15 protein-coding genes are annotated in these 14,861 nt (G+C 45.9%); 10 read left to right on the top strand and 5 right to left on the bottom strand.

All coding sequences use genetic code 11. The features are described 5' to 3' along the window. Positions 1-78: 78 nt before the first annotated feature. Together EK374_RS10480 and EK374_RS10475 are read left to right on the top strand one after the other, a co-directional pair. Complete coding sequence (locus tag EK374_RS10480) at positions 79-336, top strand: hypothetical protein (RefSeq protein WP_127022954.1); 258 nt, start codon at positions 79-81, stop codon at positions 334-336. A 78-nt stretch (positions 337-414) separates the two neighbouring features. Beyond that, complete coding sequence (locus EK374_RS10475) at positions 415-1,269, top strand: 6-pyruvoyl trahydropterin synthase family protein (RefSeq protein WP_127022951.1); 855 nt, start codon at positions 415-417, stop codon at positions 1,267-1,269. 51 nt (positions 1,270-1,320) lie between these two features. Here EK374_RS10475 and EK374_RS10470 read toward each other — a convergent pair whose 3' ends face one another. Together EK374_RS10470 and EK374_RS10465 are read right to left on the bottom strand one after the other, a co-directional pair. After that, complete coding sequence (locus EK374_RS10470) at positions 1,321-2,334, bottom strand: metal-dependent hydrolase (protein ID WP_127022949.1); 1,014 nt, start codon at positions 2,332-2,334, stop codon at positions 1,321-1,323. 1 nt (position 2,335) lies between these two features. Continuing rightward, on the bottom strand, positions 2,336-4,117 hold the full coding sequence (locus EK374_RS10465; RefSeq protein ID WP_127022946.1) for a M61 family metallopeptidase: 1,782 nt from the start codon (positions 4,115-4,117) through the stop codon (positions 2,336-2,338). 50 nt (positions 4,118-4,167) lie between these two features. Here EK374_RS10465 and hinT point away from each other — a divergent pair, with 50 nt between their 5' ends. From hinT to EK374_RS10440, 5 genes are all read left to right on the top strand, one after another. Further along, positions 4,168-4,518: a purine nucleoside phosphoramidase gene (hinT, locus tag EK374_RS10460; RefSeq protein ID WP_127022943.1), complete on the top strand. Its 351-nt coding sequence runs from the start codon at positions 4,168-4,170 to the stop codon at positions 4,516-4,518. Positions 4,519-4,779: 261 nt separating this feature from the next. Continuing rightward, positions 4,780-5,178 (top strand): acyl-CoA thioesterase, encoded by a 399-nt coding sequence (locus tag EK374_RS10455; protein WP_127022940.1) that lies wholly within the window; start codon positions 4,780-4,782, stop codon positions 5,176-5,178. Positions 5,179-5,245: 67 nt separating this feature from the next. Continuing rightward, positions 5,246-5,713, top strand: a complete 468-nt coding sequence (locus EK374_RS10450; protein WP_127022937.1) for an Mpo1 family 2-hydroxy fatty acid dioxygenase — start codon at positions 5,246-5,248, stop codon at positions 5,711-5,713. A 124-nt stretch (positions 5,714-5,837) separates the two neighbouring features. After that, positions 5,838-6,920 carry a sensor histidine kinase gene (locus EK374_RS10445; RefSeq protein WP_127022934.1) on the top strand — a complete coding sequence of 361 codons (1,083 nt, stop codon included), beginning with the start codon at positions 5,838-5,840 and terminating at the stop codon, positions 6,918-6,920. Further along, the gene (locus EK374_RS10440; RefSeq protein WP_233280230.1) at positions 6,904-7,731 is read left to right on the top strand and encodes a LytR/AlgR family response regulator transcription factor; all 828 of its coding nucleotides are present in this window, start codon (positions 6,904-6,906) and stop codon (positions 7,729-7,731) included. The genes EK374_RS10445 and EK374_RS10440 overlap by 17 nt, the downstream gene beginning before the upstream one ends. A gap of 50 nt (positions 7,732-7,781) precedes the next feature. Here EK374_RS10440 and EK374_RS10435 read toward each other — a convergent pair whose 3' ends face one another. Next, on the bottom strand, positions 7,782-8,759 hold the full coding sequence (locus EK374_RS10435) for an ATP-dependent 6-phosphofructokinase (protein WP_127022931.1): 978 nt from the start codon (positions 8,757-8,759) through the stop codon (positions 7,782-7,784). A gap of 170 nt (positions 8,760-8,929) precedes the next feature. On the opposite strand from EK374_RS10435, the gene EK374_RS10430 reads away from it, so the two are divergent. Then, positions 8,930-9,856 (top strand): DMT family transporter, encoded by a 927-nt coding sequence (locus tag EK374_RS10430; RefSeq protein ID WP_127022928.1) that lies wholly within the window; start codon positions 8,930-8,932, stop codon positions 9,854-9,856. Positions 9,857-9,935: 79 nt separating this feature from the next. Here EK374_RS10430 and pyk read toward each other — a convergent pair whose 3' ends face one another. Beyond that, positions 9,936-11,375, bottom strand: coding sequence for a pyruvate kinase (pyk, locus tag EK374_RS10425; protein WP_127022925.1), 1,440 nt, complete (start codon positions 11,373-11,375; stop codon positions 9,936-9,938). A gap of 186 nt (positions 11,376-11,561) precedes the next feature. Next, entirely contained in the window at positions 11,562-12,419 is an 858-nt protein-coding gene (locus EK374_RS10420; RefSeq protein WP_008900048.1) for a MurR/RpiR family transcriptional regulator, read from the bottom strand. 264 nt (positions 12,420-12,683) lie between these two features. On the opposite strand from EK374_RS10420, the gene zwf reads away from it, so the two are divergent. Further along, positions 12,684-14,156 (top strand): glucose-6-phosphate dehydrogenase, encoded by a 1,473-nt coding sequence (gene zwf / locus EK374_RS10415; RefSeq protein ID WP_127022922.1) that lies wholly within the window; start codon positions 12,684-12,686, stop codon positions 14,154-14,156. Positions 14,157-14,158: 2 nt separating this feature from the next. Further along, positions 14,159-14,854 carry a 6-phosphogluconolactonase gene (gene pgl / locus EK374_RS10410; protein ID WP_127022919.1) on the top strand — a complete coding sequence of 232 codons (696 nt, stop codon included), beginning with the start codon at positions 14,159-14,161 and terminating at the stop codon, positions 14,852-14,854. The last annotated feature ends 7 nt before the right edge of the window (positions 14,855-14,861 follow it).

Raw genomic sequence — 14,861 nt, 5'->3', positions numbered from 1 at the left:
AACACTTGTAAGCTAAACAAGTCCGATTAGTCAAGCTGACCTTCCGAAATCAAATTAACAGCAAAAGATAGAAGCATTATGACGGCACAAGAAAAAAAACCACTTTCTAATGCACAGAAGCAGCAACGCTATAGAGAGCGGCAAAAAGGCTCCGGAAAAAAGGAGCTGCGTGGTTACTTAACGCCAGAAGCTCTGGCCTGCTATCAAGAAATTCAACAAAAAACTGAATGGAATGACAGCGTGTTGCTCAGTAATGCAATACGTTTGATGTACGCAGCCCACAAGCTTGGACAAATTGGTTTACTGAATGGCTGGCTGACGGAACATAAAAAATAAGGCCAACTTAACGCGCGTTGCGTATTGCTTTATAATGCGGCTACTTTTTGCTGTTTCAGCGCCATCCGGAATTTTTTTATGATTTTATTTGTCCGCGACTTAACTGTCATCGATTTTTCTTACCTTTGCCAGCAACGTGGTTTGCTTGGGGAAAGTTATATTGTTGATGTGGAGTTGCATGGGGATTTGGATCAAACCTCCATGGTGTTTGATTTTGGCCTGGTAAAAAAAGTAATTAAAAAAGCCATAGATCAGTTGGTTGATCATAAGTTGGCTATTCCGGCTTTAAGCCCTGCAACACAGCTGCTCAGCAGTGAAGTAGAGCAAGTGTTATTTAGCTCAGCCAAAGGGCTGTTGCAAATTGCATCCCCCGCAGAAGCCTTTGCCGTTATTCAGGCTGAAAAAATTGATATGGCCTCAATCACTGAATTTTTGACCGAACAAATTAAACCACTGTTGCCTGACAACGTGGCCAAACTGGTATTTCAGCTGCGTACTGAACAGGTTAGTGGTTTTTCTTACCACTACACTCATGGTCTGAAAAAACATGACGGCAATTGCCAGCGTATCGCCCATGGTCATCGTTCTACCATTCAGATTTTTGATAACGGTATGTTATCGCCTAAATTAGGCAAATACTGGAGTGAACGTTGGGAAGATATTTATTTGGCAACGGCTGAAGATCAGATTGAAGCATCCGCCTTACGTCATCTGAAGGCTGAAGCAGGGGCGCTCAATTTTGCCTATAGCTCAGCTCAGGGCTATTTTGAAATCTCTTTGCCAGCAACAACCTGCGAAGTGGTGCCTTGTGATACCACAGTAGAGTGTTTAGCAGATTATATTGCAGCTAGCGTGAAAGAATCACATCAGCTTAGCGCAGTGAAAGTGGTTGCTTTTGAAGGGGTAGGTAAAGGCGCTATTGCTTTTGCCTAATATCTTTTTGTTAAGTCAGGAGGTCAGACTTTTTACTATGACCTCCTATCGTTACTGGACCAGATCCGATAAAGGTAGCTGCGTTTTAGCCAATGCCCGCTGATACAACCAGGCAAAGCTAGCGGCATTGTCGCGTGGGAATTCGAGTTGCACCGGTGGCTTCGCTTGCGCATCATCTGCGACTACAAAACTAAAGCTGTAAAAAGGCGCCATGCCCATCCGAAGGTCCGTCAGCACCACTTCATTGCCTTTTTGTTCCAACTGATAAAAACCATGACTAAACCAGGCTAAACGCGCCACAGCAGGATTATCTTTCCACAGTTCAATCAAGGCTTTATCCCGCGTAAAACTGCGCCACTGCATTGGTGTTGAACCATCCAGTAACGAATAATAGCCTTCCAGATATTCGCCGTCCTTGATCACCAGAGCACGCCATAACAAGGTATTAAATGGGGTTGCAGTGACTAATAACTTATCCGTTTCCTGAGCAAAATCAGCCAACTGTTGTTCTACTTTTGCATAAGCCCATTGTTGCGCTACTAAACCAAACACCAGATAAGCACTACTCAAAGCTAAACCAGCACTGTTCCAGCGTAGTTTTTTGTTAAAAAGTGCTACGCCAGTGCCCACCAATAACGGCAGGGTGTACAAGGGGTCTATCACAAAAACGCTGCCTGTGCCAAAAGGATAATCACTAAAAGGCAAAGCCAGCTGAGTGCCATAGATGGTTAGAGTATCCAGCAGCGGATGAGTGAGCAGCACCAACCATATCGCCAGCAGACTCTGTTTAAACAGCGCTGGGATCCTCAACAATTTCACCCACAGCCATGCAAAAAGCGGCGACACTAAACTTAAGTAAAATAACGAATGGCTTTCAGTGCGGTGCAAGGTCATATCGCTGATTGGATCGCCATGTGAAATCAGCACATCCAAATCTGGCAGGGTACCAAACACAGCGCCTGCAGCTGCAGCTTGCCAAAGCTTTATTTGTTTGTTGCGTATGGGTTTGTGAAAAGCCGCGACGCTGACGGCTGCACCAAGCGCTACTTGTGACAACGAATCCATTTTAATCCTGTATTTTTCCAAGCCAAGCAGCAGCTTTTTGCTGATCAACAAGCTGTAAATAGGTCAAAGTCTCAAGTGCAAGTTCTACCGGCATTGATAACTGAACCAGGCGTTGTTTACGAAATACATGCAGGGTTAAAACGCTGCCAATCTTACTTTGGTTGAGCTGTCGCCAGAAGTTTTGCTCTGTGGCCTTGACAGTATTTACAGCAATCAGTTGATCCTGTGCCATTAAACCTGCTTTATAAGCAACTGAGTTCAGCGGTACATTGGCTATTTTTAAGCCTTCAGCTGAGGCAATAAAAGCCGCACCAAAAGCCCGTACCGGATAAGCAGGAGCTTTGCTGCCAGATAAGTCTTTGCTGTGTTCTTGCTGGCGTTTGGCTGTAGAGAGGCCAAGATGCGGCAGGAGTTCAGCAAGAGGGAGTGATGAAGTACTATGTACCCAGCTGTATAATTGAGTGGCTGTATCTTTACCTGCGTAGTCCGAACAGAGTTGAATAAATTGCTGCTCAGAACTGCCCAGAGCTGGCTCACCATAACTGCTCCAGGCCAACTGCATTAAAGCATCCAGAGTTTTGCCTTTGCTGCGCAATAACGCATCCAGACATAATGCAATCAGGCTGCCTTTGGTGTAATAGCTGACCACAGCATTGATGGCATTTTCATCTTGTTTGTAGTACTTAGTCCAGGCGTTAAAGCTGCTGTCAGCCACAGATTGCACCTGCTCAGAAGGGCTTAATTGCACTCTGTTGATGGTCTTTTCTAATGCCGCAAAGTACTGTTGCTGCGTCAGTAAACCACAACGCACCAAAGCTAAATCATCGTAGTAAGAGGTAAAACCTTCATAAAGCCACAGCTGGCTGGTGTATTGCTCTGTGTCTAATCGATAAGGTAAAAATTGAGCTGGTTTAGCGCGTTTCACCCACCAGGTATGAAAATACTCATGACTGCACAGGCCGAGTAAATTCTGATAATCCGCTGTGTTTTCGTCCGGGCGCTGTGCATTAGGTAAATCCTGATGCGTTAACAGCAGCAAAGTGGAATTATGATGCTCAAGCCCGCCATAGCCAGCATCTGTTACCCAACACAAAAACCAATACTGATTTAAATCGGCGGGCAGCCCACCAAACAGCTGTTGCTGCTGATGACAGATGCGTTGCAGCTCTGCTTTAAAACGTTCCAGATCAACCTGCTCATGGCCTGCCAGCACCAGATAATGGAGCACTCCACAGACATCAAACTCGGCAATATCCAGTTTGCCCAGCATTAAAGGGGTATCAATCAGTTGCTGATAGTTTTCGGCATGATATAAGCCACAGTGCAGTGGCTGGGTAGTGCGGCTTCTGGTTAAGCCTGTTGCGACTTGCCAGTCTAAAAATTCAGGTGCAACAACATTTAAGGTCACAGGCGCTGATTCCATGCCTTTGACTTCAAGACACAAAGCCGCTGGATTCAAAATAGCCAGTTGATCGTCCAGATAACAGCCTCGCACCGACAAATCAAAGGCATAGACTTTATAGCGCAGGGTCAGCGCCTGCTGATTATGATTTAGTTGCCAGCTTTGTTTATCCAGCTGCAGCAAAGTTAAAGCGCCGGCGTCATCAAAAGCTTCAATAGAATGCAGATGCTTGGCAAAATCACGCACCATATAGCTGCCGGGGATCCAACTTGGCAAAGATAACTGAATGCTGTCGCTGCTCTGGGGTGTGAAACGAAGTTCAACTGCAACCAGATGTGCGGTAATGTCAGTAATGCTAAGCTGGTAAGCCAATAGCGTCATACCCTATACTCCCGAAAGTGATGTGTGCATTATTTTATAAGGATCTTCTGATGGCTCAAGAAACTATTTTCAGCAAAATCATTCGCCGTGAAATTCCGGCCGACATTTTATACCAGGATGACTTAGTCACGGCGTTCCGTGATATTAATCCTCGGGCGCCTACTCATATCCTGATTGTCCCTAATGTATTAATTCCTACAGTAAACGATGTAGAGCCTGAACACGAGCTGGCTATGGGCCGTTTATTTACTGTGGCCCGCAAATTAGCTGCAGAGGCTGGCATAGCTGAAAACGGCTACCGTTTGATCATGAACTGCAATGAACATGGTGGCCAGGAAGTTTATCATATCCATATGCATCTGGTAGGCGGTAAAGCTTTAGGGGCTATGGTGGCACGCTAAACTGTATCCCCTTCGTATTTGAGGCCGCAGCGTTGTTGACTGCGCTACTCGCCCCAGTTGTTTGTGGCATATGATGATTGGTATGGGCTGCGAGTTCGCGCTTCAATCCAATTACACATAGGACAACTATGCTACTGGGGGCTCGCTCGCTTGTCGCCTAGCTGCAACTCCAATTACTTTGGGGATAAAGATGGGGGAGTGGGTTGCAATTGCCGGGGAAACTTCTAAAATTCGCGCCTTAATTTTATGCCGGAGAGCCATATGACTGACGAAGCTTTACTTGCTAAACGTATTGAATACGCTGTGACCCGAGTCACAAAAACGGTATTTCCTGGCCGGACTAATCATCACAATACCTTGTTTGGTGGAGAAGCTTTAGCCTGGATGGATGAAGCCGCTTTTATTGCTGCAACCCGTTTTTGCCGTAAACCTCTAGTCACTGTCTGTTCTGATCGGGTGGATTTTAAAGAGTCTATTCCGGCGGGTTCTATTATCGAACTGGTTGCCCGCATTGAACATGTAGGCCGCACCAGTATTAAAGTAAACGTGGATATTTTTGTTGAAACTATGTTTGATGACGATCAACACAAGGCTATATCGGGTAACTTTACTTTTGTAGCTTTAGGACCAGATCGAAAACCTGTTCCTGTATTAGGCTGATCTTGAGCTTTGGCTGGCTCAGCAGTAGAGTGGGGTGATCCTGTCCTGACGCTGAGCCAGATAAACTATGAAAACTATCCACCAGTGGTTTGCCGAATACGGTGTCAGCCATCAAAACCCAACCAATAAATTGATCCATTGGTTTGCAGTGCCCGTGATTTATTTCACAGTGTTTGGCCTGCTATGGCAAATCCCAATGCCTTTTAGCCTGTTTGCAGAACAACAGATCACCTGGCCCTTGTTGCTTGCTATGCCGGCGCTGGCGTTTTATTTCAGCTTATCTTTTGCTATTGGCGTAGGTATGACAGTATTCACCGCACTTGTGGTCATGCTTATTCGCCTGTATGAGCAAAACTTCAGTCTGGATATATGGTTAGTATCCTTGCTGTTATTTGTGGTGATGTGGGGGTTTCAGTTTATCGGTCATAAAATTGAAGGGAAAAAACCATCATTTTTTCAGGATCTGCAATTTTTACTGATAGGGCCAGCCTGGCTGATGGGCTTTATCCTGAAAAAACTAAAGATCAACTATTAGCTTGAAGTACGTAGGGTATTGCGACTAATGGAGAGCTACCCGAGTTTAATCCCCAAAGCAAAGCTCTCCAAGCTCTGGTTGCTGAGATACAATAGAGGTAAGAGCAGATCGAGTTGTAACTATTTTGCAAAAATTTTTTGAAGACCGTCATCGCCTGTTTTGGCTGCTGCACACCTTAGGCTGGGTGGGTTTTGCGCTTATCAGTTATTTAGGTTCCTTGTTTCAGGAAATGCGCAGTGCCTACTGGATAGTAGTGGCACTGGATGCTTATGCCGGCTGGCTGCTGACTATTCCGCTGCGCTATGCCTTCCAGAGAGTCTGGCACTGGGAACCCTGGAAGATGCTATTGAGCGTACTGGCCGTGGCTATTATGATTGCGGCAGTCTGGACTGTGTTTCGCAACTTTAATTACTGGGAAATTTACCGCCACGGCTTTAGACCTGACAGCTGGACTCAGTATTTTCGCCAAACCACAGTTGGATTCTATGTACTGTTGAGCTGGAGCGGTTTGTATTTTGGTATTAAGTATTACCAAACATTGCAGCAGGAAAAGCAAAAGTCACTGACAGCCAGTAACAAAGCCCATGAGGCTCAGCTGAAAATGCTGCGTTATCAGCTTAATCCGCATTTTTTGTTTAATACCTTAAACGCTATATCGACTTTGGTCTTATTAAAGGAATCAGATACAGCAAATAAAATGTTAGTCAGATTGAGTGACTTCTTACGTTATTCGCTTTACAAAGATCCTATTAAAAAAGTGCCGCTGCAACAGGAGTTGTATGCCGCCAATCTGTATCTGGAAATAGAAAAAGTCAGGTTTTCAGAACGTTTGACTATTATCTATGACATTGATGAAGCCGCTGATCAGGCATTGGTCCCTAGTTTAATTTTGCAGCCCTTGGTCGAAAACGCTATTAAATACGCGGTAGCAAGCCAGACCAGCGGCGGCAAAATCATGATCACAGCGCAAAAATTTGGACACGATTTACTGATGGAAGTGGCAGATGACGGGCCTGGAATGGTGATTTCCGATGGTCTGCCAAAAGGGGAATCTGGCGGAGTAGGTTTGGTCAATACCAAAGAGCGATTAGCGGCCTTGTACGATCGCAATTTTTCTTTGGTCTTAACACACAACCATCCACGGGGTTTGAAAGTAAATATCAGAATACCATTTGAAGTAGAGAGTAGTGATGAAACAAATGCTTAAGGTCATAGTGGTCGACGATGAACCGTTAGCCCGCCGCGGTATGCTGGTGCGTTTAGCTGACTTTCCTGAACTGGATATTGTTGCAGAATGTAGCAACGGCGAAGAAGCTGTAGCCGCTATCCGCCAGCATCAGCCTGACGCTGTGTTTTTAGATGTCGAAATGCCGGGGCTGGATGGGTTTGGTGTATTAAAGCAACTACAACATCTACAGATTGATTTGCCATATGTGGTCTTTGTTACAGCTTATGATCACTATGCATTAAACGCCTTTGAAGTTCAGGCGCTGGATTATGTGCTCAAGCCAGTGGAGAAAGAACGTTTAGCCGCTGCTGTAAGCAAACTGACGAAGAACTTTGAAGCCAAAGACGATCAGCGCCATAAAGGCCAACTGGCTGCAGTGGTGGCTCAGTTAACTGGTGAAAAAACCGATCAGATTTTACAACGCCTGGATCAGTCTCAGCCAGTGATGAATGAGCGTTTCCCTGAAGCTATCAGCATCAAAGACAGTGGTGAAATTACCCGTGTCCCCGTCAGCGCTATCGACTGGGTCGACGCTGCAGGTGATTATATGTGTATTCATACCCGCGACGGCCAGACTCATATTTTGCGCCGTACTATGAAAGAGTTGGAGCAGGAGCTGGATCCGAAGTTATTTGTGCGGGTGCATCGCAGCGCTATCGTCAATGTAAATACCATCGCCAAACTGCAAATGCTCGCGAACGGTGAACATCAGCTGATGCTGACCAATGGTCAGGCGGTAAAAGTCAGCCGTAGTTACAAAGACCGCGTCAAAATGGTGTTTAATTCCTGAGTTGTCTTTGTTTGAAAAGCCTCCTCCCGGAGGCTTTTTTATCAATGATATTAGTACTGAGCGATCTGCTGTTGCCAGCGCAATAAATAACTATCGACCTGTTTTTTCTTATCTCCGGTTAATGCCAGAGGATACAATCCTGCCTGACCGTTAATTTCTCCTGCCATCACCAGATGAGCACCTTGCAGAAGTTGTTCAACCGCATAAGCCCCCAGTTTAGTGGCAAGAATACGGTCAGCACCAACAGGCCGGCCACCACGCTGAATATGACCCAGAATAGAAGCCCGGCATTCAATACCACGTTGTTCCAGATCGGCGGCCAAAGCCGAAGCTCCACCCGGATACATGGTTTCAGCTATAACAATAATATAACTGCAATTGCCGCGGTGTTTGCGGGCTTGTTCTACATGATCAGCAATTTTATCCAGATTTAATTCAGAAGCCAGTTCAGGGCAGATAATTTGCTCAGCACCTGCGGCTATTCCAGCAGCAACAGCGAGATAACCTGTATGGCGGCCCATCACTTCAACTAAAAAAATCCGCTCAAACGCATCTGCGGTGTCACGGACTTTATCTATTGCATCAAGCGCTGTATCAAGCGCCGTAGCAAAACCTATACTGAAATCAGAGCCATCCACATCATTGTCTATGGTGCCAGGCACGCCAATAAGTTGCCCCTTGTAATACTTTGCCAAAGCCAAGGTTCCGCGAAAACTGCCATCTCCGCCTATGACCAGCAAGGCGTCCAGTTCCAGATCATGCAGGTTTTGCGCAGCTTGTTGTAAGCCTTCCTCAGTTTGCATGGCAGCACAGCGCGCACTCTTTAACACAGTGCCACCATTTTGAATAATGCCACTGACATGATAAGGCGATAAGGTTTGGTACTGCTGTTCCACAACACCATTAAAACCTCGCTGGAAACCAATCACCTCCAGCTCATTGGCGTGAGCCGTTAGCACCACAGCGCGTAAACAGGCATTCATGCCCGGTGCATCACCACCTGAGGTTAATACTCCAATTCGTTTCATCTTGTTCCCCCAGAACCTTTGAATGAACTCATCCTAACGCATAAACGAGATCACGTATTGATCTGCTGCAACAACCTGACATTCTGACCTATTTTCTCCGGTACAGGTCGATGGCGACAGACAAGAGAGTAGCTTCTGGCGGATAATGACAGACTCAGAAAGGAGAGGGTATGCATCAGTCGTCTGGCCGTGTTGGTCTGGGTTTTAGTTTAGCGTTATTAACTGCTGTTTTATGGGGCTTGCTACCTATAGCGCTGAAGTGGTTATTAAGTTCGATGTCGGCGGCCACCATCACTTGGATCCGCTTCCTGGTGGCTGCTGTGTTGGTGGGGGTGGTGCTTTATTCCCGCCGGCAACTACCGTCGCTTCGTGGTTTATCGAAGAAAGTTAAAGTACTGCTGTTGATCACTGCAGCAGGTTTATTGCTGAACTACATTTTGTATTTAAACGCTTTGTCTTTACTGAAAGCCGAAACAGCTCAGATGTTAGTGCAATTGGCACCGTTTCTGATGATGTTAGGTGCAGTGTATTTATTTAAAGAGCGTTTACTGCTCTGGCAAAAAATTGGTGCCTGGTTGCTGGTGTTTGGATTATTACTGTTTTTTAACGACAGACTGGCCTTGTTACTGACCCAGTTTGATTCTGAAAGTATTGGTGTGCTGTTGGTGATAGTAGCAGCAGTGGCATGGGCTTGTTATGCCTTAGCGCAAAAGCAGTTGTTGATGAGCTTTAATTCTCAACAAATTATGTGGCTAATTTATATTGCCGGTGCTTTGTGTTTTCTGCCTGCTACTGAACTGACACCTGTGCTGGAGTTGTCGGCATGGCAGTGGGGCATAGTAGCGTTTTGTTGTCTGAATACTATTGTGGCTTATGGTGCTTTTGCTGAAGCCTTACAGCACTGGCAAGCAGCTAATGTCAGCGCTGTGCTGGCCATTACGCCTTTGTTGACCATAGGTTTTGCCCAGTTGCTGACATATTTTTATCCACAGTTTCCAGTGGAATCACTAAATGCTGTGGCCTGGGTTGGCGCTTTATTGGTGGTGGTTGGCTCAATGCTGACGGCGCTAGCACCTATGCTCAGACAACGACTGTAAACTTCTTTGCTTTTTGCTTTGATACAAAAAAGGCGCCACTCAATGAATAAGTAGGCGCCTTTTTCATGAAATCAACGTCTTAGTTGATTTGTACTATCTTACAGGTGTTTGATGCGCCAACAGTTTCCATCATATCGCCATAGGTCAGTATCACTAAATCACCACTTTTTAAGTGAGCAATTTCTTGTACTGCTTCAATAGCAGCAGCTGATACTTTTTGTTGACCCAAATTTTGAGTGCTGTCAAAAAACACAGGATACACACCACGGTACAGAGCCATTTTGTTTAAGGTTTTCTGGTGACGTGATAATGCATAAATTGGCTGAGACGAGGTAATACGTGACATCAGTTTGGCTGTGTAGCCCGATTCAGTTAACGAGATAATGGCTTTAATCCCGGTTAAGTGGTTCGCGGCATACATAGCGGATAACGCAATAGTTTCACTGATTTCAGTAAAAGCCACATCCATACGGTGTTTAGAGATTTGTACACGTGGGTGCTTCTCGGCACCATCACAAACACGGGCCATGGCTTTTACTGTGTCCACTGGATATTTACCAGCGGCAGTTTCACCGGATAACATCACCGCATCTGTACCATCAAGCACAGCGTTGGCCACGTCCATCACTTCAGCACGGGTTGGCATAGGGCTTTCAATCATCGACTCCATCATCTGAGTCGCAGTGATCACCACACGATTTAACTGACGTGAGCGGGCAATAATACGTTTTTGCTGGCCTACTAATTCAGCATCGCCAATTTCGACACCTAAATCGCCACGTGCAACCATGACTGCATCTGATGCACGAATAATATCGTCCAGGGTTTCGTCATCAGCTACAGCTTCAGCGCGTTCTACTTTAGAGACTATCAAAGCCTCAGAACCAGCAGCGCGGGCCAGTTCACGGGCCACACGTAAATCATCGCCACTACGTGGGAAAGACACCGCCAGATAATCCACATCTATATAAGCCGCTAAGGAGATATCTGTTTTATCTTTTTCAGTCAGGGCAGGTGCTGACAAGCCACCGCCTAAACGGTTAATACCTTTGTTGTTGCTGAGTTTACCTGCCACAGACACCTTAGTATGAATACGTTGACCTACAACGTGCTCAACGATCATCTGGATACGGCCGTCGTCTAATAACAGCACATCACCTGGCTGAACATCAGCAGGTAATTCTTTATAGTCGATACCCACTTGTGTTTCATCGCCTTCGCCTTTTGGCAAATCAGCGTCTAGTACAAAGTGTTGGTCTTCTTCCAAAATGACAGAGCCATTTTTAAAGGTAGATACGCGGATCTTAGGGCCTTGTAGATCACCCAGAATAGCAACGTGAGCGCCGGTATTGGCCGCTGCGGCACGCACCATTTCAGCGCGCTGCTTATGATCTTCGGCGCTGCCATGAGAAAAGTTAAACCGAAATACGCTGGCGCCCGCCAGGATCAGTTTTTCAATAATGGCTTGTGAATTCGTTGCTGGTCCAAGGGTGGCGACTATTTTAGTTCTTCTGGGCATCAAGAGCTCCTGAAAGCTTATCTATGGATGGGTCAGTTTAAGTGTAATGTAATTTTATTACAGAATATAGCCGCAGTTTGAATAAAACTTACAGCTTTCGTCGCATGTCCGACCTGTTAAGGTGAAAAAAAGCTAAAAAAAGAGGGGCTTCTTACAGAATGCCCCTGCGTATTACAAATATCGTCATTAGTTTTGAAAGTCTTTCTTATCAAAACGCGAGCCACGTAAGCTGTCTTTGACCTTTTTCAGGTTTTCGCGGAATTTGGTGCCACGACGTAAAGTAAAGCCCGTTGCCAGAATATCAATCAGTACCAGCTGAGCCACGCGGGACGCCATAGGCATATACATATCTGTATCTTCAGGCACATCCAGCGATAAAACCAGGGTACATTCTTTCGCTAAAGGGCTGTCGTATGCAGTAATACCTATCACTGTTGCATCGTTTTCACGGGCTATAGCGGCGATATCACACAGGTTTTTGGTGCGGCCTGTGTGGCTGATACAGACCACCACATCGCCTTCTGCACTATTAATCGCGCTCATACGCTGCATGACTATATCGTCAAAACAAACGACAGGGACGTTAAAGCGGAAAAACTTATTCTGGGCATCATGAGCGACAGAAGCAGAGGCGCCTAAACCAAAAAAGGAGATCTTTTTCGCTTGAGTGAGCACATCCACAGCACGATTAATGGTAAGAATATCAACGTTTTGGCGTGCTGCATCTAAAGCGGCCATAGTGGATTCAAAAATCTTGGCCGTATAAGCCTCAGGGCCGTCATCTTCTTCCACATGGCGGTTTACATAAGGAGTGCCGTTGGCCAGACTCTGTGCCAAATGCAATTTGAAATCCGGAAAACCTTTTGTGTCCAGACGGCGGCAAAACCTGTTGACTGTAGGTTCGCTGACATCGGCCATTTTGGCGAGAGCCGCTATACTACTGTGAATAGTGGTTTGCGGATTGGCCAGGATCACGTCGGCGACTTTGCGCTCTGATTTACTGAAGCTGTTGACGCTATTAATTATTTTTTCCAACACATTCATCGGATAGTCCTGACTGAGAAACACTGAACAACGCAGTGCAAAATGTTGTAACTCGCTTTGTTATACAACCTGGTGCCACTGCAAAATAGTGATAAAGTTACGACAAAGCAGCTGATTCATTGCGTAGGCTGCCTTATTATATGAGAATAGTCAAAACTTTAGCGTCTCTGTAATTTAATTACAACTTATCTGGTTTACTTCTGGCTTTTGCTCGGCTAGTATGCGGTTAAGTGTTGTAAAATTACATCTAATCAAGGGTCATTCATGACAACAACAGCACCACTGAACAAAGCCTGTGATCTGATTCTCTTTGGTACCAAGGGCGACCTAGCTCGCCGCAAACTATTGCCAGCCTTATATCAATTGGAAAAATCCGGTCTGTTGCATGCCGACAGTCAGGTCATTGGCGTTGCCCGTGACGAATTAAGTCTGGATGGCTACAAAGAGCTGGTTGAAACCAACTTACAAAAATTCATTAAAGAGCCGCTGGATGCAGACGTATTAGCGCGCTTAAAAGCCAAACTGCAGTATGTGCAGGTAGATTTGACTAAAGAAGATGCGTACAAAGCGCTTAAAAATGTCACTGACCCGAAAAAACGTATTCCGGTCAGCTACTTCGCTACTGCTCCTTCTTTGTTTGGCAATATCTGTAAAGGTCTGTCTATCGCGGGTTTATCGGCACAACCGGCCCGTGTGGTACTGGAAAAACCTATTGGTCACGATTTAGCTTCGTCTAAAGTGATCAACGATGAAGTTGCCAAATATTTTGGTGAATGCCAAATCTACCGCATCGACCACTATTTAGGTAAAGAAACAGTACTGAACCTGTTAGCGCTACGTTTTGCCAACTCGATTTTCGCAGCCAACTGGGATCACAATGCCATTGATCATGTGCAAATCACAGTGGCCGAGGAAGTAGGCGTAGAAGGCCGTTGGGGTTACTACGACGACGCAGGTCAAATGCGCGACATGGTGCAAAATCACTTGTTACAGGTGTTGTCGCTGATTGCGATGGAGCCACCAGCTCGTTTGGATGCCGACAGTATCCGGGATGAGAAGTTAAAAGTCCTAAAAGCGCTGCGTCCTATTAATGTATCGAATGTGCAGGAAAAAACTGTGCGTGGTCAATACGCGGGCGGTTATGTGGCTGGTACTCCGGTTCCTGGTTATCTGGATGAGGAAGATGCGCGTCCAAACAGTAAAACCGAAACTTTTGTCGCAATAAAAGTCGATATCGACAACTGGCGTTGGGCTGGTGTGCCGTTCTATTTAAGAACAGGCAAACGTATGCCGAAAAAAATGAGCGAATTAGTCATTTGCTTTAAGCCGCAGCCACACAATATTTTCTTCGAAACCTATAAACAGTTGCCAGCCAATAAGCTGATCATCCGTTTGCAGCCTGATGAAGGCGTAGAAATTCAGATCATGAACAAAATTCCTGGTCTTGGCGAAAGCATGCAGTTGCAACAAACCAAACTGGACTTAAGTTTCGACGAAACCTTTAAGTCGCAGCGTATTGCTGATGCCTATGAGCGTTTATTACTCGAAGCAATGTTAGGCAACCAGTATCTGTTCGTGCGTCGTGATGAAGTTGAACAAGCCTGGAAATGGGTCGACGGTATCCTCGACGCCTGGAAAGTCACTAACGAGCCACCAAAACCTTATCAGGCTGGTACCTGGGGCCCTGTGGCCGCCATTTCGTTATTGGCGCGTGAAGACAGAAACTGGGACGAATAACAATGCAGCTTCATACCTTTGACTCAAGTGCTGCATTAAACCAGCAGTTTGCCACTGAGATCAGCAGTCGTTTGGCTGCTGCTATTGCAGAAAAGGGCGCTGCTACTTTAGTGGTGTCTGGGGGTAAAACGCCTCTGGCTTTGTTTAAAGCCTTATCTGAAACAGATTTGGATTGGTCACGCGTGACTATTACCTTGGCTGACGATCGTTGGTTGCCAGAGACTCATGCCGACAGCAATGAAGGTTTGGTGAAGGCCAACTTGTTGCAAGGCAAAGCGGCTAAAGCACGTTTTATTAGCTTATTTGACAGCGCATCACCAGACGACGCCTATAAAGGTGCCGCCACAGTAGCGGCTCGTGTGGCTGAACTGCCTCTGTTTGATGTGTTGATTCTAGGCATGGGTGAAGATGGCCATACCGCCTCATTATTTCCATGCAGCAAAGAAATTCAGGCGGGTTTAGCCACTGATGCACCAGTAGCTCTGGCGGTAACTCCATCTACTGCGCCTTACCAGCGTTTGAGTTTAAGCAAAACACGCTTACTTAATAGCGCTGTGATTTATTTACATTTGGTTGGCCCCAAGAAGCTAACCGTTCTGGAACAGGCCATGGCAGGTCAGGGCCCTTTGCAAATGCCTGTACGGGCTTTTTTGCAACAACAGCAGGTCCCTGTGCATGTAATGTTCACAGCTAACTAATCGACAA

The sequence above is a fragment of the Rheinheimera mangrovi genome, from assembly GCF_003990335.1.
Classification (GTDB): Bacteria; Pseudomonadota; Gammaproteobacteria; order Enterobacterales; family Alteromonadaceae; genus Pararheinheimera; species Pararheinheimera mangrovi.
The sequence above is the reverse complement of the archived record's forward strand: the minus strand, read 5'-3'. Positions and strand labels throughout refer to the sequence as shown.

Bases quoted from the DNA above. Each gene is read 5' to 3' on its own strand.
- EK374_RS10430 (WP_127022928.1), top strand. From the start codon at position 8,930: ATGCATCAGTCGTCTGGCCGTGTTGGTCTGGGTTTTAGTTTAGCGTTA.
- EK374_RS10475 (WP_127022951.1), top strand. From the start codon at position 415: ATGATTTTATTTGTCCGCGACTTAACTGTCATCGATTTTTCTTACCTT.
- EK374_RS10420 (WP_008900048.1), bottom strand. From the start codon at position 12,419: ATGAATGTGTTGGAAAAAATAATTAATAGCGTCAACAGCTTCAGTAAA.
- zwf (WP_127022922.1), top strand. From the start codon at position 12,684: ATGACAACAACAGCACCACTGAACAAAGCCTGTGATCTGATTCTCTTT.
- EK374_RS10480 (WP_127022954.1), top strand. From the start codon at position 79: ATGACGGCACAAGAAAAAAAACCACTTTCTAATGCACAGAAGCAGCAA.
- EK374_RS10455 (WP_127022940.1), top strand. From the start codon at position 4,780: ATGACTGACGAAGCTTTACTTGCTAAACGTATTGAATACGCTGTGACC.
- EK374_RS10435 (WP_127022931.1), bottom strand. From the start codon at position 8,759: ATGAAACGAATTGGAGTATTAACCTCAGGTGGTGATGCACCGGGCATG.
- EK374_RS10465 (WP_127022946.1), bottom strand. From the start codon at position 4,117: ATGACGCTATTGGCTTACCAGCTTAGCATTACTGACATTACCGCACAT.
- hinT (WP_127022943.1), top strand. From the start codon at position 4,168: ATGGCTCAAGAAACTATTTTCAGCAAAATCATTCGCCGTGAAATTCCG.
- pgl (WP_127022919.1), top strand. From the start codon at position 14,159: ATGCAGCTTCATACCTTTGACTCAAGTGCTGCATTAAACCAGCAGTTT.
- EK374_RS10450 (WP_127022937.1), top strand. From the start codon at position 5,246: ATGAAAACTATCCACCAGTGGTTTGCCGAATACGGTGTCAGCCATCAA.
- EK374_RS10440 (WP_233280230.1), top strand. From the start codon at position 6,904: ATGAAACAAATGCTTAAGGTCATAGTGGTCGACGATGAACCGTTAGCC.
- pyk (WP_127022925.1), bottom strand. From the start codon at position 11,375: ATGCCCAGAAGAACTAAAATAGTCGCCACCCTTGGACCAGCAACGAAT.
- EK374_RS10470 (WP_127022949.1), bottom strand. From the start codon at position 2,334: ATGGATTCGTTGTCACAAGTAGCGCTTGGTGCAGCCGTCAGCGTCGCG.